This is a genomic window from Brevibacillus sp. FSL L8-0520, from assembly GCF_037963895.1.
Taxonomy (GTDB): Bacteria; Bacillota; Bacilli; order Brevibacillales; family Brevibacillaceae; genus Brevibacillus; species Brevibacillus borstelensis.
In genome coordinates this window covers 351,965-368,311 of sequence record NZ_CP150171.1, presented here as the reverse complement: position 1 = coordinate 368,311, position 16,347 = coordinate 351,965, and the positions used below count along the sequence as shown (strand labels likewise).

At 49.1% G+C, this 16,347-nt stretch carries 21 protein-coding genes and 3 pseudogenes; 6 read left to right on the top strand and 18 right to left on the bottom strand.

Translation table 11 applies throughout. The annotated features are described in order from the left end of the window. Entirely contained in the window at positions 1-1,488 is a 1,488-nt protein-coding gene (istA, locus tag NSQ24_RS02150) for an IS21 family transposase (protein ID WP_227278712.1), read from the bottom strand. Between the two features lie 362 nt (positions 1,489-1,850). Here istA (NSQ24_RS02150) and NSQ24_RS02145 point away from each other — a divergent pair, with 362 nt between their 5' ends. Then, positions 1,851-2,081 (top strand): aspartyl-phosphate phosphatase Spo0E family protein, encoded by a 231-nt coding sequence (locus NSQ24_RS02145; RefSeq protein ID WP_231504312.1) that lies wholly within the window; start codon positions 1,851-1,853, stop codon positions 2,079-2,081. Positions 2,082-2,290: 209 nt separating this feature from the next. Here the strand turns inward: NSQ24_RS02145 and NSQ24_RS02140 are convergent, their stop codons facing one another. After that, entirely contained in the window at positions 2,291-2,488 is a 198-nt protein-coding gene (locus tag NSQ24_RS02140; RefSeq protein ID WP_024984050.1) for a hypothetical protein, read from the bottom strand. 298 nt (positions 2,489-2,786) lie between these two features. Between NSQ24_RS02140 and NSQ24_RS02135 the strand changes: the two genes are divergently transcribed. From NSQ24_RS02135 to NSQ24_RS02115, 5 genes and pseudogenes are all read left to right on the top strand, one after another. Beyond that, positions 2,787-3,134: a hypothetical protein gene (locus tag NSQ24_RS02135; protein ID WP_339167163.1), complete on the top strand. Its 348-nt coding sequence runs from the start codon at positions 2,787-2,789 to the stop codon at positions 3,132-3,134. A gap of 302 nt (positions 3,135-3,436) precedes the next feature. Continuing rightward, a pseudogene (gene istA / locus NSQ24_RS02130) lies at positions 3,437-4,300 on the top strand (IS21 family transposase); the annotation flags it as partial. Further along, a pseudogene (locus tag NSQ24_RS02125) lies at positions 4,297-4,812 on the top strand (ATP-binding protein); the annotation flags it as partial. The pseudogenes istA (NSQ24_RS02130) and NSQ24_RS02125, both read left to right, overlap by 4 nt. A 44-nt stretch (positions 4,813-4,856) precedes the next feature. Further along, a complete protein-coding gene (locus NSQ24_RS02120; protein WP_311315138.1) occupies positions 4,857-5,075 on the top strand; it encodes an ATP-binding protein in 219 nt (72 codons plus the stop codon). Positions 5,076-5,295: 220 nt separating this feature from the next. Continuing rightward, positions 5,296-5,545, top strand: a pseudogene (locus tag NSQ24_RS02115) (tyrosine-type recombinase/integrase); the annotation flags it as partial. A 102-nt stretch (positions 5,546-5,647) separates the two neighbouring features. On the opposite strand, the gene rpsI reads toward NSQ24_RS02115, so the two are convergent. The 16 genes from rpsI to rplO form a co-directional block, all read right to left on the bottom strand. Then, the gene (gene rpsI, locus NSQ24_RS02110) at positions 5,648-6,040 is read right to left on the bottom strand and encodes a 30S ribosomal protein S9 (protein ID WP_003391912.1); all 393 of its coding nucleotides are present in this window, start codon (positions 6,038-6,040) and stop codon (positions 5,648-5,650) included. A 20-nt stretch (positions 6,041-6,060) separates the two neighbouring features. Next, a complete protein-coding gene (rplM, locus tag NSQ24_RS02105; protein WP_003391915.1) occupies positions 6,061-6,498 on the bottom strand; it encodes a 50S ribosomal protein L13 in 438 nt (145 codons plus the stop codon). 269 nt (positions 6,499-6,767) lie between these two features. Beyond that, the gene (gene truA / locus NSQ24_RS02100) at positions 6,768-7,508 is read right to left on the bottom strand and encodes a tRNA pseudouridine(38-40) synthase TruA (protein WP_339167160.1); all 741 of its coding nucleotides are present in this window, start codon (positions 7,506-7,508) and stop codon (positions 6,768-6,770) included. Next, on the bottom strand, positions 7,505-8,302 hold the full coding sequence (locus tag NSQ24_RS02095; protein ID WP_003391919.1) for an energy-coupling factor transporter transmembrane component T: 798 nt from the start codon (positions 8,300-8,302) through the stop codon (positions 7,505-7,507). The genes truA and NSQ24_RS02095 overlap by 4 nt, the downstream gene beginning before the upstream one ends. Positions 8,303-8,305: 3 nt before the next feature. Next, complete coding sequence (locus tag NSQ24_RS02090) at positions 8,306-9,178, bottom strand: energy-coupling factor transporter ATPase (protein ID WP_024984054.1); 873 nt, start codon at positions 9,176-9,178, stop codon at positions 8,306-8,308. Continuing rightward, complete coding sequence (locus NSQ24_RS02085) at positions 9,154-10,005, bottom strand: energy-coupling factor transporter ATPase (RefSeq protein ID WP_003391923.1); 852 nt, start codon at positions 10,003-10,005, stop codon at positions 9,154-9,156. The genes NSQ24_RS02090 and NSQ24_RS02085 overlap by 25 nt, the downstream gene beginning before the upstream one ends. A 161-nt stretch (positions 10,006-10,166) precedes the next feature. Next, the gene (gene rplQ, locus NSQ24_RS02080) at positions 10,167-10,526 is read right to left on the bottom strand and encodes a 50S ribosomal protein L17 (RefSeq protein ID WP_003391928.1); all 360 of its coding nucleotides are present in this window, start codon (positions 10,524-10,526) and stop codon (positions 10,167-10,169) included. Between the two features lie 107 nt (positions 10,527-10,633). After that, entirely contained in the window at positions 10,634-11,578 is a 945-nt protein-coding gene (locus tag NSQ24_RS02075; RefSeq protein ID WP_003391931.1) for a DNA-directed RNA polymerase subunit alpha, read from the bottom strand. Between the two features lie 155 nt (positions 11,579-11,733). Next, positions 11,734-12,135, bottom strand: coding sequence for a 30S ribosomal protein S11 (rpsK, locus tag NSQ24_RS02070; RefSeq protein ID WP_003391933.1), 402 nt, complete (start codon positions 12,133-12,135; stop codon positions 11,734-11,736). A gap of 16 nt (positions 12,136-12,151) precedes the next feature. Then, the gene (rpsM, locus tag NSQ24_RS02065; protein ID WP_003391935.1) at positions 12,152-12,520 is read right to left on the bottom strand and encodes a 30S ribosomal protein S13; all 369 of its coding nucleotides are present in this window, start codon (positions 12,518-12,520) and stop codon (positions 12,152-12,154) included. Between the two features lie 25 nt (positions 12,521-12,545). Beyond that, the gene (gene rpmJ, locus NSQ24_RS02060; protein ID WP_003333770.1) at positions 12,546-12,659 is read right to left on the bottom strand and encodes a 50S ribosomal protein L36; all 114 of its coding nucleotides are present in this window, start codon (positions 12,657-12,659) and stop codon (positions 12,546-12,548) included. Positions 12,660-12,761: 102 nt separating this feature from the next. Next, positions 12,762-12,980 (bottom strand): translation initiation factor IF-1, encoded by a 219-nt coding sequence (gene infA / locus NSQ24_RS02055; protein WP_003333772.1) that lies wholly within the window; start codon positions 12,978-12,980, stop codon positions 12,762-12,764. 120 nt (positions 12,981-13,100) lie between these two features. Continuing rightward, positions 13,101-13,847 carry a type I methionyl aminopeptidase gene (gene map / locus NSQ24_RS02050; protein WP_003391937.1) on the bottom strand — a complete coding sequence of 249 codons (747 nt, stop codon included), beginning with the start codon at positions 13,845-13,847 and terminating at the stop codon, positions 13,101-13,103. 4 nt (positions 13,848-13,851) lie between these two features. Then, complete coding sequence (locus NSQ24_RS02045) at positions 13,852-14,496, bottom strand: adenylate kinase (protein WP_003391939.1); 645 nt, start codon at positions 14,494-14,496, stop codon at positions 13,852-13,854. A gap of 88 nt (positions 14,497-14,584) precedes the next feature. Beyond that, positions 14,585-15,880, bottom strand: a complete 1,296-nt coding sequence (secY, locus tag NSQ24_RS02040; RefSeq protein ID WP_003391941.1) for a preprotein translocase subunit SecY — start codon at positions 15,878-15,880, stop codon at positions 14,585-14,587. Continuing rightward, a complete protein-coding gene (rplO, locus tag NSQ24_RS02035) occupies positions 15,880-16,320 on the bottom strand; it encodes a 50S ribosomal protein L15 (RefSeq protein ID WP_003391943.1) in 441 nt (146 codons plus the stop codon). Before rplO ends, secY begins: the two co-directional genes overlap by 1 nt. Between the last annotated feature and the right edge of the window lie 27 nt (positions 16,321-16,347).

The following is a 16,347-nucleotide window of genomic DNA, read 5'->3' as shown; positions in this document are numbered from 1 at the left end:
TCAGCTCACCCCCACAAGTTGATCATAGCGTTGGAGAGAACCTTCTACGCGAGTTCCCGGAGGGGACAACGTCTCCTCCCACGTGACAGGGAGGTCACGACTGCCATATTTTACGCCTAGCACGGCCGTGATGCGCGTAATCGGTGTGTCTTGGCCTAGTAGAGCAATTACCTCTTGAATCTGTTCGATGGTGTAAATATCACACCAGTGCGACATTGCCTGAAGACGATCTTTTCGCTCTGTTAGATCCTTCACGGTTACATACCCTTGCAAGATCTCCGGTAGCATACGGAGAAACTGCGAGTGCGTTACACTACGTGGTTTTTTCAGCCATCCAGCGCATACTTGTGACCACGGAATGTCTACATTTCGTCCCGTATAAGGTCTGGGTACTTCCCGAATTAGCTGGTGTTGGCCGTTTAGAATGACAAGGCGATCCCAAAACGTTTGGATCAGTACCTCACTGCCTGGCGTTGCCATCCCCAGCAACGGAACCGTCAATTCATCCTTCCGAATCTCTCCATACTTATTCACCACTGCAGCACCCAAGCGAAAAGCCTCAAATCCATGCTCCGGCAAGGTAAGCAATTTACGGCGATCATCCTCCCATAGATCTGCGATGCAACGATTTAGGGCATAATGCTGACGACCACGATCACGGCTAGCTTGCTCGGCGAAGTAGGCAACTAACTGTTCATGGCTTTCATAGATGGGAATCGGCACTGCCCAATTGCGCTTGGAGTACCCGCATTTGTTCTCCACGTGCCCCTTCTCATGACCACTGTATGGGTTGCAAAAGACAGCTTCAAACCGGTAGTGAGCGCAGAATCGCTGGAAGCCATCCGTTAATTGCCGTTCGCCCTGCTTCTCGATATGAACGACGGCAGCGGAGAGATTGTCAAACCAGATTCGCTGAGGAACACCTCCCATTTGTTCAAAGCACAGCTTCATCGCCTCCAAAAAGCATTCCTGATTCTCCGCTGGTGTCGGATAGACGAAAGCGGCATTGCTGTACGGAAAAGACATTACCAGCAGTTTGTATGTGACCAATCGATGATCTCGGCATACCTCAATGGTTGTAAAGTCCACTTGTGCCTCACCCGGTGGATGTTCAAGCCGTTCGTACGTTTTGGCACGGTCCAGTTCCATTTCACTTTTTCGTCTCTGCACATAGGCCAATACTGTACGTTGTCCACCTGTAAACTGATGCTCATCGCGCAAACGTTGGAAAATGCGCACACCTGTGTGTCGCTGCTTACGGGGGACCAAACGGTCCTCCTCTAACCAGGTATCGACGATCTCCATAAATGGACCCATGACAGGACTTCTGCCCTTTCGTTTTGTCATCGAGGCATTCCAATCGGTTTTATCGGCATATTTTTTGGCAGTCCGCCAGTGAACACCTACGCGTCCTGCAATCTCGTTTACCGAGCATCCTTCTACTTCGCGTAAAAACCTGATATAGTGTTGTTGAGGCATTTTCAGCATCCTTTCCATTCTCCTTCGCTAAGTTGTCCCAAACCTAACGGTAGGAGGAATTATTGATGCTGACAAGTGCCTTTTTTGTATTTGTTTTGAGCATTTTTACGCTGCAATATTAGGCATTTCTATTGTGCAATAAACAGCCCTTCCCAGGTTCGATGATTAGATCGTCCATTTTTTTATCTCCCGCACAAAAAATTTTTATAACTTTGTTTATGGGGCTTCATTGCAATGAAGTCCATATTTTTTGCGCAATACCCCTTATTGGTATAGTATCCTGATGATCTCCTATGCAATATTTCCCAACTACTTGTTTTTGGCAGAATATTATATGGTAATATATGCTCTTATATTACAGAAATAGGGAGTTGATCATAGTAGATACGGGAAAAAGAAAAGGCGATCCATCTTCGGGCCTGACAGACGATAATCGAAATAAAGAAGACTTGTCGGAAACCATCGAGGAAATGCGGGAAAAATTAGTGAAACTGGTCCAAGAAAAGGGTATTTCCGACAGTGAAGTTGTAGTGTTAAGCCAGCGCCTGGACGAATATCTTGTCCAGTTTCAAATCAGAATGAGTGAGAAATTTAGCAAATGAGTTATATACTTAATATAGTATGTAGAGGAATTGGGCATGCCTGAGTGCGGCCAGGTCTTTTTTCTTTTGGAGACAAATACAAAACCGCTCTGGAATGCGCTCGGGCGATTTTACACTCTCATCCCTTATTATATCCTATGCCATCCCCTTCACACCCGCTTTATCTTTATAGGGTAATCAAAGTCGATACACCATACATCATTATTGTTTTATTTTAGAGTTTTGATAATCCCCAGCTTCTTCAAAAAACCGTTCAGATAGTTGGCTCCCCGAAACGCCAAAAGGCCTGCTGCTGTTGTCGCTATGTAACCACCTGGCCCGGTTAGGTTGAAAGCGAAAGCCAATAAAACGCCTACGAAAATGGATGTGACATAGGTAGCCTTGTCGCGGATCTGATCCGGAAACATGGCCTTGAAAACCTCAGTTCCCCTGTTCCATCTCCTAATTTATACCGGCGGGCGTAAGGGGGAGATTTTAGCGCTGCGCTGGAAAGACATTGACTTTAAAACGAAAACCATTTGCTTAAACAAAACTTTGTTTTATGAAAATGGTCAACATATCCCTCTGACCTCCAAAACGGCCGCTTCTAGGCGTTTTATTAGTGTAGACGACAAAAACATGTGAACGGCACTGTTAAAATCCTCAATAACGGCACTTGAAAATTCCCCACTTTTGGCAGAAAACCTCTCCCTGGAGGAGAGAAATATGCTAAAGAATGGGGAGTTTTACTCGATTAAGGACATGAGAGGAAAAGGAATGAGTATCACACAAATTGCTGATTCATTAGGGAGGGATCGAAAAACAATTCGTAAGTGGTTGGATAAGAATGAACCTTTAAAATACCAACGATCCGTTACGAAAACAAGCATTCTCGATCCGTATAAACCCTATATTGTCAAAATCGGTTGTAAAATCCCCAATATCAGCGGTTTAAAATTCCCCAGAAAAAGCCGACATACTCTCCGGGAGGAGAGTAAATATGGTGAAAAATGGGGAGTTTTTTGTGATCAAAGAAATGCGTCTGAAAGGTATGAGTATTACCCAAATTGCTGAAGAGATGGGACGGGATCGAAAAACGGTTCGAAAATGGCTCCTGAAAGATACGCCAGAGAGCTTTCCTACTCGCAAACCACGTCCCAGCAAGTTGGATCCTTTTAAGGATTTCATCTGTACTCGTATGGCGGAGGGCTGTCAAAATGCCCGCATCATCTTCGAAGAAATAAAAGCCCGTGGCTATACCGGAAAGGACACCATCTTACGAGACTTCATGAAGCCGCTGCGTCCCCACTCGTTCAAAAGTAACCGTACGATACGAAACGAAACCTGGACAACAAGCGCAAGTAGACTGGGGACATTTTCGAGCAAATGTCAACGGAAAACAAAAGCGTCTTTACGCTTTCGTCATGGTGCTGGGTTATTCACGCATGATGTATGTAGAATTTACCGAGGACGAAAAGCTGGAAACTCTCATCGGATGTCATCTTCGGGCTTGGCAGTACTTTGGGGGTGTCCCTCAAAGTTGTTTGTACGACAACATGAAAACAGTTGTTTCTGGTCGAGATGACAATGGTAGGGTGATCTGGAACGAGCGTTTCGCCCGCTTTGCCAGCCACTATGGGTGCAAGCTGCTGAGCTGCAAGCCCTATCGGGCTCGAACGAAGGGAAAAGTGGAGAATGGGGTGGGTTATCTCAGAAAGAACTTTTGGCCTCGCATCGGCACTTTTACCGGGCTACAAGATCTCAATCAACAAGTACGCTATTGGCTGGACACCGTTGCAAATTGTCGCCTTCACGGAACCACCCATCAAATGCCGAATGAACGATGGAAAGTAGAAGACCTCCAACCTTTGAACCACGTGCCTTTTGCTGTTGTGGACCGGCATTACCGGAAGGTGATGAGTGATGCTTATGTTTCTTTTGAAGCCAATCGTTACTCTGTTCCATGGGAGCACATCGGTCGAGTAGTAGAAATTCAAGATGAGAAAAATGGAGTCTTGCGATTTTATTGCAATGGCCATCTAATCGCTGAACACTCCAAACAGTGGGGGCGTCATCAGACCGTAAGCATAAAAAAACACTTCGAAGGAATTCGCACATCTACGAGCAAACCGGTTCCCCAACCTACACCTCGTTATATGGCGAATTCAACACCCGAAGTGTTGGAACGCTCTCTTACGGCGTATGAAGAACTGGCGGAAGAAGAGGTGACGCTGCAATGATCTTGCAAGAACGCCTGTTGGAAGCGTCCCGTCATTTTGGATGGATACGCATCCCCGAGATCCTCCACGATCACGCCGAAGAAGCATCCAAACACAACATATCGTATTTGGAGTTTTTGGACAAGCTTCTGCAGGAGGAATTAGCGGCTAAATACGAACGATTTTTGCATACAAGAACTCGATTAGCACGGCTTCCGTTCAAAAAAACACTAGACGAATTTGATTTCTCTTTCCAACCTTCCATTGATGAAAGACGAATTCGTGAATTGGCAACCCTTCGGTTTGTACAACAACAGGAGAATCTCATTTTGCTAGGTCCCCCAGGCGTTGGTAAGAATCACTTATCTGTCGCTTTGGCTCTGGAGGCCATTAAACAAGGTTTGACAGTTTACTTTACAACCGCTCATGACTTGGTTCAGACCCTTCAGATTGCCCATCAAAACAACAGTATTAAGCAAAAAATGCGGGCATTTATTAAGCCGAATGTGCTTATTATTGATGAAATCGGCTACCGCAAGATGGATGAAACGGCAGCTCATTTTTTCTTTCAAATTGTATCGAACGTTATGAATCTGGTTCGATCATTCTCACTTCGAACAAGTCCTATGGTTCGTGGGGAGAGATATTTGGCGATGCGGTACTTGCTACCGCTATCCTTGATCGATTATTGCATCATTCCCATACCATCAACATTAAGGGGGAAAGTTTTCGTATCAAAGAAAAGAAAAAAGCTGGTTTCTTTCGGACAGAGTCAATTGAAGATAAAACCGAATAAATGGAGTTTTCCCGTTACCTGCCCCCTTCGGGGGGCAATATTCAAACAAATGAACTGCTTATAATGGGGAAAATTCGAGTGCAGATAATGAGAAATTTTCATTTGCAGTTGACAAACATTAGGCTTACTAAAAAAAATCCGTACAGGGCAATTTGGGCGGTCATTGGTACATATCCATGCAAAAGTAAACGATCTGTTGTTTACCCGCGAAGATGGATCTCCCCTGTGCCTTGCTTACCCAAACGATAAATTAAGTGAGATTTTCAAATCCCATGATCTACACCCTATCACTGCTCACGGTTTACGCCATATGCACGCTTCTCTCTTATTTGAAGCTGGCCAGAATCAAGAAGGTGCAGGAACGTTTAGGACACTCTGATATAAAGATGACGATGAACATTTACACCCATGTGACCAGAACAGTCAAAGAGGAAACCGCAACTCGATTTGAAAAATTCATAGAGAAATGACCACACAAATATGGTCAAAATATGATCACGATGTTCTGGAGAAAAAATTAAAGCCCCTGACCAATGAAGGCCAAGGGCAATAATCCTTGATATAGCAGGCTCTTAGCGCTTGGAGAATTGAGGAGCGCGACGAGCAGCTTTGAGACCGTATTTTTTACGCTCTTTCATACGAGGGTCGCGAGTCAGGAAGCCAGCGCGTTTCAGAGCGCCACGCAGTTCCGGATCTGCCTTCAGGAGAGCGCGGGATACGCCATGACGGATCGCACCAGCTTGACCAGTGGTACCGCCACCTTTTACGTTAACCAATACGTCGTAACGACCCAGTGTTTCAGTCAGTACGAGTGGTTGTTTTACGATCAGTTTCAGTGTTTCCAGACCAAAATAAGTGTCCATATCACGCTTGTTGATCACGATGCGACCTTCACCTGGAACCAGGCGAACGCGTGCGACGGAGTGCTTACGACGACCTGTGCCGTAGTATTGTACTTGTGCCACGTGTCTTTCCTCCCTTTACCTTAACCGCGGATTTGCCATACTTCTGGTTTTTGAGCTGCGTGTGGATGGTCAGTACCAGCGTACACTTTCAGCTTGGAGAACATTTGACGTCCCAGGCTGTTTTTAGGCAGCATGCCCTTAACAGCGATTTCAAACATGCGGGCTGGCTTGTTTTTCAACATTTCACCTGCAGAGGTTACTTTCAGACCACCCGGATAGAGGGAGTGGGAGTAGTATTTCTTGTCTTGCAGCTTGTTGCCGGAAAGCTTGACTTTGTCAGCGTTGATTACGATTACGAAATCACCAGCATCAACGTGCGGAGTGAATTCCGGTTTCAATTTGCCGCGCAGAATGGAAGCAACTTCGCTAGCCAGACGGCCAAGCGTTTGACCTTCTGCGTCAACGATGTACCATTTACGCTCGACTTCGAGCGGTTTCGCCATATATGTGGTACGCATGTTTGTCCCTCCTAAATATCTTACACATCCATTTACAATCATGGAAAATCAGTTTGGAAAAGCTGTCTTGTAACGGAGAGCAACTTCTCCAGGTGTTTCAAAAAAAAACGAACTTGTTTTTCAATCCCGGGGCTAGAGTGGGGCTAGGCGGGTATGAAAATACCAAGGAATATCGTACTACATAGAAGTTCTTGAGTCAAGTGCCCTCATGCATGTTAAACATTGGCACGGCTGTTTTTTTGCGGGATCATCATCCGCAAAAAAGACCATTATTCCTCGTAGGAAACCTCCCACATGGTAAGACCCTTGGCCGGGGCTGTTTTCCCCGCAAGCTCGCGATTCCGCCCGAGCAAAATGGTCCGCAGCTCATCTGGATGGCGCTTTCCTTGGCCTACCTCTACCAAGGTTCCGACGATAATGCGCACCATGTTGTACAGAAAGCCGTTTCCCCTGCAAATCACCCAGATCACCTGTCCTTCAGACTCGACCCTCACATCGTACACCGTTCGCACCTTGTCTTCCACAAAGGTCTTGGCTGAGCAGAAGGAAGTAAAGTCGTGCCTGCCGACAAGATGCCGGGCAGCCTGGCGCATCGCTTCCACATCCAGGGGAGAGCGGATATGATCGGCATAGCGGTGGCGAAATACATCCGGGACAGCACCGTTGTCGATGCAGTAACGGTACTCCTTGACCTTGACATCAAAGCGGGCATGGAACTCCGATGATACTTCTTCGACGGATCGTATCACTATGGAATCCGGAAGCTGATTGTTCAGAACAAACCGCCATTTGTCCAGCGGAATGCCGCTTTTTGTATCAAAGTGAAAAACTTGGCCGCGGGCATGGACGCCAGCATCTGTCCGGCCGGAACCGGAAATCTGGATCGTCTCCCCCGTAAGCCGGTGCAGGGCAGCCTCGATTTCCCCCTGGATCGTGACCTGATCCGGCTGTACCTGAAAGCCGCTGAAATCTGTACCGTCATAAGCGACCACACACTTTAACCGCTTCATGTACGCCACCATCCGATCACGAGCAGCAAGACGCATGCAGCGAGGGCGATCGAGCCGTCTCGCCAGCTCATCGTCAACGTCCGCAGTCTCGTTCGTCCAACACCGCCGCGATACCCCCGCGCCTCCATGGCCAAAGCCAGCTCCTCGGCACGCCTGAAAGCGCTGATAAACAAAGGAATCACGATCGGTATCAAATTTTGTGCACGCCGGATCAAATTGCCGCTGGTGAAATTTGCGCCGCGTGCTGTCTGCGCCTTGATGATCTTGTCCGTCTCTTCCATAAGCGTGGGAATAAACCTCAGTGCAATAGACATCATAAGTGCAATTTCGTGAACCGGCACGCCTATTCGTCCAAACGGGCCAAGCAAGCGCTCCAGCCCTTCCGTCAGATCGATCGGCGAGGTCGTCAGCGTCAACAACGAACTTACCAGCACCAACAGGCTGACCCGAAGCGAGATAAAGATCGCTTGGGTGACGCCCTTCTCCTCAATGGAAAACCAGCCCCACTGAAAGTAGACCTCTCCGCCTTTGGTAATCAACACGTGAAGAATGACGGTAAACAAGACCAGGATCCAAACAGGCCGCAAACTTTTCAAAATATAGGCAAGCGACAAGCGTGAGAGCATTACAGTCATGACCGTAAAGGCAATCAAGATCGCGTAGGTGATCACGTTGTTGGCCAGAAAGACCAGGATGGCAAACAGAATGATAAACAGCATCTTGCTCCGCGGATCAGCCCGATGGAGAAATGAGGTTCCCGGAACGTATTGCCCGATCGCAATATTTTGCAGCATCTGTCACCGCTCCCCTCGGTCCGAAATCCGTGCCAGCAGATGACTGATCAGTTCTTCTTCCCGGTAAACCGAAGATGGAAGGCGCTGTTCTTCCGGCAGCTTCCTGTTCAACTGTGAAATCAGGGAGACCGTTTCCGGCACATCCAAAGCGAGCTCGCGAAGAGTATCCGCCTGCGCAAATACCTCATCAGGCTTTCCCTCCAGCATTACCTTGCCTCCTGCCATGACGATCAGCCGATCGGCATAACGAGCGGCTTCCTCCATACTGTGCGTCACCAGCAAGGTCGTCAGCGACTGCTCGCGGTGAATGCGATAAATGGCCTCCAAAATCGCTTTTCTCCCCGCCGGGTCGAGTCCTGCTGTCGGCTCGTCCAATATCAACACTTTGGGCTGCATCGCCAGGACACCGGCTATAGCTACACGCCGCATTTGACCGCCGCTCAAGAGAAACGGGGAACGATCCTTCATCTCCTGGTAATCCAGTCCGACAATCTCCAAAGCTTCACGTACCCGCAGCTCTGCCATCTCTGGAGGCATGTCAAAGTTCAGCGGCCCGAAAGCCACGTCTTTGGCGACAGTCTCCTCAAACAACTGATGCTCGGGGTACTGAAAAACAAGTCCTATGTTGCGTCTGCTTTCGTGCGGCAGCTTTCGAGTCGGTGTCACCGTAACGTCGCCCAGCCTGATTGTTCCTTTCGTCGGCTGAAGCAAACCGTTGACATGCTGAATCAACGTGGATTTTCCCGAGCCAGTCTGTCCGATGATCCCCACAAAAGAGCCGGATGGAATGTTTATGGAAACATCCTGCAGCGCGAGGCGTTCAAATGGTGTGCCCACCCCGTACACATGACTTACCTCTTCAAAAGTAATTTGCATAAGTGCTCCACCAGCTCCTCTTGGTGCAGGATGAACGGCAGGGATACACCTTCCGCGGCCAATGCATGACGAACACGAACGGCAAACGGGACATCGAGCCCCAACGCCTGCAACCGGTCCGGATCAGCAAATACCTCGGCTGCAGTACCATCCCATTCCACCTGACCGGCCCGCATGACGATAACCCGATCGGAGAAGACTGCTTCCTCCGGAAAATGAGTGATGTTTACAACCGTTATTCCCTCTTCCCGATTGAGACGGCGGGCCAGATTCAACACCTCTCGTCTCCCCATTGGGTCAAGCATCGCTGTCGCTTCATCCAGAATAAGAACAGAGGGCCGCATCGCCATGATGCCGGCTATCGCGACACGCTGCTTTTGCCCCCCGGACAAGCGATGCGGCTGGTCATACAGATGCGCTTCCATGCCGACCGCTTGCAGCGACTCCCGAATGCGTGTACGCATCTCGGCAGGGTCTGTTCCCATGTTTTCCAAACCGAACGCCACATCGTCCTCAACCGTTGCTCCAACGATTTGGTTGTCCGGATTTTGAAAAACCATGCCGACATGCCGGCGAACCTCCCAAATCAGCTCGCCGTCACGCGTATCAATACCGGTAACGAGAACAGTTCCCTCTTTCGGCAGCAATAGTGCGTTCATCAGCTTGGCCAGCGTCGACTTCCCTGAACCGTTATGCCCGAGAACGGATACAAAGGCCCCTTTGTGAATATCAAGGTTGATGCGATTCAGCACCGTTTCTTTTTGGCCTCCTTCGCCTTCGTAGGCAAATGAGACTTCTTGCAATGCCAGTAGGCGTTCCTCCGTCATCAGGTGTCCACATCCTCCCAGCTAAAACAGGGGATTTACAAACAAATAAAGAAAAAGGGCACGAATCAGAGTCCAGTCCCAAGACCAGAGTCTGCCCCCACCCTTTTTCAGGTTGTCTAAAAAGATAGCCTTTTTACACAACCCGGATTTGATCAGATATATTACACCAATTCGATGTAAGCCATCGGAGCAGCATCCCCACGACGAGGACCTGTCTTCAGGACACGAGTGTATCCACCATTGCGCTCTTTGTAACGAGGAGCGATGTCATCAAACAGCTTTTGAACCGCATCGCGGCCTTCTTCTGTAGCTACTTCTTTACGAACGAAAGCAGCTACCTGACGGCGTGCATGCAGGTCACCGCGTTTTGCCAGCGTGATCATTTGATCAGCGATGGAACGCAGTTCTTTCGCTTTCATCTCAGTCGTCTCGATGCGCTCGTTGATGATCAGGTCAGTTACCAGATCACGGAACAGCGCTTTGCGAGCAGAGCTGCGACGACCCAATTTACGGTATGCCATGTTCTTACCTCCTTCTTACTCGCGAGCACTACGTCGATTTGCTGCTTAGGTCGAGCGAGATCTGCAGTGCCCACTGGGTGCCTCTTGCCAGACATGCTGCAGGTGCCCTAGTCGTCGCTGCGAAGAGAGAGGCCGAGTTCTGCCAGCTTCTCTTGCACCTCTTCCAAGGATTTGCGACCGAGGTTGCGCACTTTCATCATGTCCTCTTCGGTCTTCTGCGTCAGCTCTTGCACGGTGTTGATACCGGCACGCTTCAAGCAGTTGTAGGAACGGACAGAGAGATCGAGCTCTTCGATTGTCATCTCGAGCACTTTCTCTTTCTTGTCCTCTTCCTTCTCTACCATGATCTCGGCATCCTTCGCCTCGTCAGTCAAGCCAACGAACAGGTTGAGGTGCTCGGTCATGATTTTTGCGCCTAGACTAACGGCTTCTTCCGGACTAATACTGCCGTTCGTCCACACTTCAAGAGTCAACTTGTCATAGTTGGTCATTTGACCAACGCGGGTATTCTCCACTTGATAGTTGACACGCTTGATGGGCGTATAGATCGAATCAATCGGAATCACGCCAATCGGCAGATCCTCCGACTTGTTTCCATCTGCTTGTACGTATCCACGTCCACGTCCAGCTGTCATACGAATGTGCAGACGACCGCCGTTTGCCAACGTTGCAATATGAAGATCAGGGTTCAAGATCTCCACATCACTGTCTGCGCGGATATCTCCCGCCTTGACTACGCCTTCGCCCTCAGCGTCAATCTCGATGACTTTTTCTTCATCGGAATGGATCTTAAGTGCCAGGCCTTTGATGTTGAGAATAATCTCTGTTACATCTTCCACGACGCCTTCAATCGTAGAGAACTCGTGAAGGACCCCGTCAATCTGAACGGTGCGTACCGCCGCGCCTGGCAAGGACGAGAGGAGAATCCGTCTCAATGAGTTGCCAAGAGTGGTGCCGTATCCGCGCTCAAGAGGTTCTACAACGAACTTCCCGTACGAGTTGTCGTCGCTTACTTCCACAACCTCGATTTTCGGTTTTTCTATTTCTATCATTAAACAAACCCTCCTTCAAAACGTCGAAATTCTTGGGTGGGCAAGCGTTCCGCCCACTCATGAATTTCCCCGGCGGTTTACCGTTTGCGTGCATGACAAGCTAAAATCAGAATTTACCATTCTAGTATGGACATGTTCTGAACGTTATAAACCCGTTACACGCGGCGACGTTTTGGTGGACGGCAACCGTTGTGCGGAATCGGCGTCACGTCTTTAATCATGTTAACTTCCAGACCTGCTGCTTGCAGGGAACGGATCGCTGCTTCACGACCTGCACCCGGACCTTTTACCAGCACTTCCAGAGAGCGCATGCCGTGTTCCATTGCTACGCGGGCAGCAGATTCTGCAGCCATTTGCGCAGCAAACGGTGTGCTCTTGCGGGAGCCTCTGAAGCCGAGGGCACCGGCACTGGACCAAGAGATCGCGTTGCCGTGCGGATCAGTGATAGTCACGATCGTGTTGTTAAACGTAGAACGGATATGTGCTACGCCGACTTCAACGTTTTTACGGTCACGACGACGGGTACGAGTAGCCGTCGCTTGTTTTCTTTTCGCCATGTCCCATTACCCTCCTTTACTTCTTCTTGTTTGCTACAGTACGGCGAGGACCTTTGCGCGTACGTGCATTTGTTTTCGAACGTTGGCCGCGAACAGGCAGGCCACGACGATGACGGATTCCGCGGAAGCAACCGATTTCCATCAGGCGCTTGATGTTCAGGGAGATCTCACGACGAAGATCGCCTTCCACCTTGATGTTCTTATCGATGAACTCACGCAGTTTTGCCACTTCTTCTTCTGTCAGATCACGAACGCGAGTATCCGCGTTAACACCGGTAGCGGACAGGATTTTTTGGGACGTGGGACGGCCGATACCGAAAATGTAGGTAAGAGCGATTTCCACGCGTTTTTCGCGAGGCAAGTCAACGCCTGCAATACGTGCCATGTGTCAAAAGCACCTCCTTGTTTACTTATCCTTGTTTTTGCTTATGCTTTGGGTTTTCACAAATAACCATTACGTTACCTTTGCGACGGATAACCTTGCATTTTTCGCAAATCGGTTTAACCGACGGTCTCACTTTCATGGTTCTTGCCTCCCTCTTTAGGGTAGTGAAAAACGTCGAGACGTTTTTCATAAAACTATAATCAGACCGCGCTGCGGTTACAAAACGCTGGGAAGCATTTTGTTATTTATAGCGGTACGTAATGCGTCCGCGAGTCAAATCGTAAGGCGACAGTTCAACGGTTACCTTGTCCCCTGGCAGAATGCGGATAAAATGCATGCGGATTTTTCCCGAAACGTGAGCGAGCACTTTGTGCCCATTCTCTAATTCTACCCGAAACATCGCGTTGGGCAAAGGTTCGATTACCGTACCCTCCACTTCAATTACATCGTCTTTCGCCATCGTACACTCTCCTTTCTTCTGCAGCTTCAGTCAGACCATGAGTTTTTGGTATATGAAATACGGAACGAACTTATCGTCGACACGTTGGACGACAATCCTGAAGCGACCGTTGTGCCTCAGCTACGCTCTTGTAAAAATCTCATAGCCATCTTCCGTAATCGCGATGGTGTGTTCAAAGTGAGCACATCTTTTTCGATCCACTGTTACAACCGTCCAATTGTCCTCCAAAGTGCGGACATAACGTTCGCCGGCATTGACCATTGGTTCGATTGCCAACACCATTCCCGGTTTCAACCGAGGACCTCGATCAGGCGGCCCGTAGTTGGGAACCTGAGGATCTTCGTGCAGGTTTTGCCCGATCCCATGCCCCACATACTCGCGAACGAGAGTGAAGCCAGCAGCTTCTGCGTGGATCTGAATCGCGTGGGAAATATCGGACAGCCGCGCACCAGGTAGTGCCTTTTCCAGGCCCTTGTACAACGACTCTTCCGTCACTCGCAGCAAACGTTGATCTTCTTCTGCAATATTGCCGACCGGGTACGTCCAAGCAGAGTCACCATGAAAGCCCTGATACTGAGCTCCAATATCGATGCTGATGATGTCCCCTTCTTGCAGCACCCGTTTTCCTGGGATCCCGTGTACGAGTTCTTCATTGACTGAAGCACAGATACTTCCTGGAAAGCCTCCGTAGCCTTTAAACGATGGAATCGCTCCCTTGCTGCGGATAAAGGTTTCGGCGAGTTCGTCCAGTTGCTTTGTCGTTACGCCAGGCTTGATCGCCTTAGCCAGTTCTTGATGGGTGAGTGCGACGATCCGACCAGCTTCGCGCATAACCTCAAGTTCTGCTTTCGACTTTAGGATGATCATTCACTTACCCTCGCAACAAAGACTTAATCTCCTCAAACACAACCTGGATATCCTGCTCTCCATCAATACTACGCAGAAGGCCTTGCTCCGTGTAGTAATCGATCAGCAGCTGTGTTTGGGCAATATTGACATCGAGGCGTTGAGAAACAACTTCCAGCTTATCGTCATCGCGTTGATAGAGCTTGCCGCCATCCTTGTCGCAAATTCCTGCCTCTTTCGGAGGATTGAACATGGTGTGGTAGCTCGCCCCGCACACTGGACAAATCCAGCGGCCGGTCAGACGATCAATCAGAAGCTCACGGCGAACATTGATGTTGATGACGTGATCAATCTCACGTCCCAGCTCCTTCACTGTCGCCGTCAATGCCTCAGCCTGAGGAACAGTACGCGGGAATCCATCGAGGAGGAAACCCTTCTCGCAATCTTCCATTGCCAGGCGTTCCCGCACAATTCCGATGACGACCTCATCAGGAACAAGCTGCCCCTGGTCCATATAGGACTTGGCTTTCAGTCCGAGCGGCGTTTCGTTTTTGACCGCTGCCCGGAACATGTCACCGGTTGAAATATGCGGGATGTCAAACTCTTTTACGATTCGTTCTGCCTGTGTGCCTTTACCGGCACCAGGCAGTCCCATCAAGATTATATTCACGTTCATTCCTCCGTCCCATCCGAAAAGCTTCTCACGCACCCTGAATCGGAGCCGTATCCCCGACCAGAAAGCTTTTCAACTACCTCGGTTACTTAATGAACCCTTGGTAATGGCGCTTGATCATCTGGCTTTCGATCTGCTTCATCGTGTCGAGAGCGACACCGATCACGATCAGCAGAGAAGTTCCGCCGATGTAGATCTGTTGAGGCAGGTTGGCCAGCTTACTGAAGAAGAATGGCAATATGGAAATTGTCATCAGGAACAAGGCGCCAGCCAATGTAAGACGGTTCAACGTACGGGTAATGTACACCTCGGTGTTTTTACCGGGTCGGATACCAGGAATGTAACCGCCATTTTTCCTCATATTCTCCGCCAGTTGTACAGGGTTTATCTGTACAAAAGTGTAGAAATACGTGAAACCGATAATCAAGATTGCGTATAGCGTCATCCCAAGCGCTGCGCTAGGTTGGAAATGTGTGTAGATCCAGTTGGCGATACCCGTTCCGGAACCATCTACCCAGAACTGCGCGATTGTTGAAGGGAAGATTACGAGCGAGATTGCAAAGATAACGGGAATTACACCAGCAGAGTTGATTTTGAGCGGAATGTGGGTGGATTGACCACCGTACATTTTGCGACCAACTACACGCTTTGCATATTGCACCGGAATCTTGCGCACACCTTGCTGCATAAAGATGACCCCAACAATAATAGCGATGATCACCAAAAGGACAATCAGCAATTTTACGATTGAAAAGAACAGATTCTGAGAAGCGTCGCCAAATTGCGTCGTGTAAATTGTCGTAATCCCACTAGGAATATTGGCAACGATACCAGCAACGATGATAATCGAAATCCCGTTTCCGATACCCTTCTCTGTAATTTGTTCACCCATCCACATCAGAAACGAGGTTCCTGCTGTCAGAGTGAGTGCGATCAATGCGTAACTGCCAATCGACGTATCGTTAAGCAGTCCTGGAGCCATGTTGTTAAACCCGATCGTCATCCCCACAGACTGGATCAAAGCAAGCACAATGGTGAAGTAGCGCGTGACGGTCGCGATTTTGCGGCGTCCCACTTCTCCTTCACGAGCCCATTGCGTAAACTTAGGCACAACATCCATGGACAGAAGCTGCATGATAATCGATGCCGTAATGTACGGCATGATTCCCATTGCAAAAATCGAGTAGTTTTGCAGTGCGCCACCGGAGAAGGTATTCAACAATCCCAGCAAGTGGTTCGTATTCTGCTGAAACAACTCGACATTCACGTTAGGGGCAGGGACGAAACTCCCGATTCGGAAGACGACCAGCATCATCAGCGTAAAGAATATCTTACGACGCAGGTCGCCTATCTTAAAAATGTTAGTTAATGAGCCTAACATTAGATCACCTCGGTTGTTCCACCGACTTGAGCGATCTTCTCAGCAGCTGCATTGGAGAACTTGTGAGCTTTCACAGTCAGCTTCACAGTCAGTTCACCGTTTGCAAGAACTTTTACACCGTCGCGCATAGCGCTGATTACACCAGTTTCTTTCAACAGTTCAGGTGTAACCACAGTGCCTTCTTCAAAACGATTCAGCGCATCCAAGCTAACAACCGCGTATTCCTTACGGTTAATGTTAGTGAAACCGCGCTTAGGCAGTCGACGGAACAGTGGGTTTTGACCACCCTCGAATCCAGGACGAACACCGCCGCCGGAACGAGCGTTTTGACCTTTATGACCTTTACCAGCTGTTTTACCAGTACCGCTACCGATACCGCGACCAAGGCGCTTGCGAGTATGGCGGGACCCTTCTGCAGGTTTCAGTTCATGCAATTTCATTCCTTGCACCTCCTAACCGTGTAAAAT

Coding starts and splice junctions, on each gene's coding strand:
- rpsK (WP_003391933.1), bottom strand. CDS start 12,135: ATGGCGAAAAGAAAACAAGCGACGGCTACTCGTACCCGTCGTCGTGAC.
- map (WP_003391937.1), bottom strand. CDS start 13,847: ATGATCATCCTAAAGTCGAAAGCAGAACTTGAGGTTATGCGCGAAGCT.
- NSQ24_RS02095 (WP_003391919.1), bottom strand. CDS start 8,302: ATGCTGCAAAATATTGCGATCGGGCAATACGTTCCGGGAACCTCATTT.
- infA (WP_003333772.1), bottom strand. CDS start 12,980: ATGGCGAAAGACGATGTAATTGAAGTGGAGGGTACGGTAATCGAACCT.
- NSQ24_RS02135 (WP_339167163.1), top strand. CDS start 2,787: ATGCTAAAGAATGGGGAGTTTTACTCGATTAAGGACATGAGAGGAAAA.
- NSQ24_RS02075 (WP_003391931.1), bottom strand. CDS start 11,578: ATGATAGAAATAGAAAAACCGAAAATCGAGGTTGTGGAAGTAAGCGAC.
- truA (WP_339167160.1), bottom strand. CDS start 7,508: ATGAAGCGGTTAAAGTGTGTGGTCGCTTATGACGGTACAGATTTCAGC.
- rplO (WP_003391943.1), bottom strand. CDS start 16,320: ATGAAATTGCATGAACTGAAACCTGCAGAAGGGTCCCGCCATACTCGC.
- NSQ24_RS02140 (WP_024984050.1), bottom strand. CDS start 2,488: ATGTTTCCGGATCAGATCCGCGACAAGGCTACCTATGTCACATCCATT.
- rplQ (WP_003391928.1), bottom strand. CDS start 10,526: ATGGCATACCGTAAATTGGGTCGTCGCAGCTCTGCTCGCAAAGCGCTG.
- rpsM (WP_003391935.1), bottom strand. CDS start 12,520: ATGGCACGTATTGCAGGCGTTGACTTGCCTCGCGAAAAACGCGTGGAA.
- NSQ24_RS02090 (WP_024984054.1), bottom strand. CDS start 9,178: ATGCAAATTACTTTTGAAGAGGTAAGTCATGTGTACGGGGTGGGCACA.
- istA (WP_227278712.1), bottom strand. CDS start 1,488: ATGCTGAAAATGCCTCAACAACACTATATCAGGTTTTTACGCGAAGTA.
- rpmJ (WP_003333770.1), bottom strand. CDS start 12,659: ATGAAAGTGAGACCGTCGGTTAAACCGATTTGCGAAAAATGCAAGGTT.
- rplM (WP_003391915.1), bottom strand. CDS start 6,498: ATGCGTACCACATATATGGCGAAACCGCTCGAAGTCGAGCGTAAATGG.
- NSQ24_RS02085 (WP_003391923.1), bottom strand. CDS start 10,005: ATGACGGAGGAACGCCTACTGGCATTGCAAGAAGTCTCATTTGCCTAC.
- secY (WP_003391941.1), bottom strand. CDS start 15,880: ATGTTAGGCTCATTAACTAACATTTTTAAGATAGGCGACCTGCGTCGT.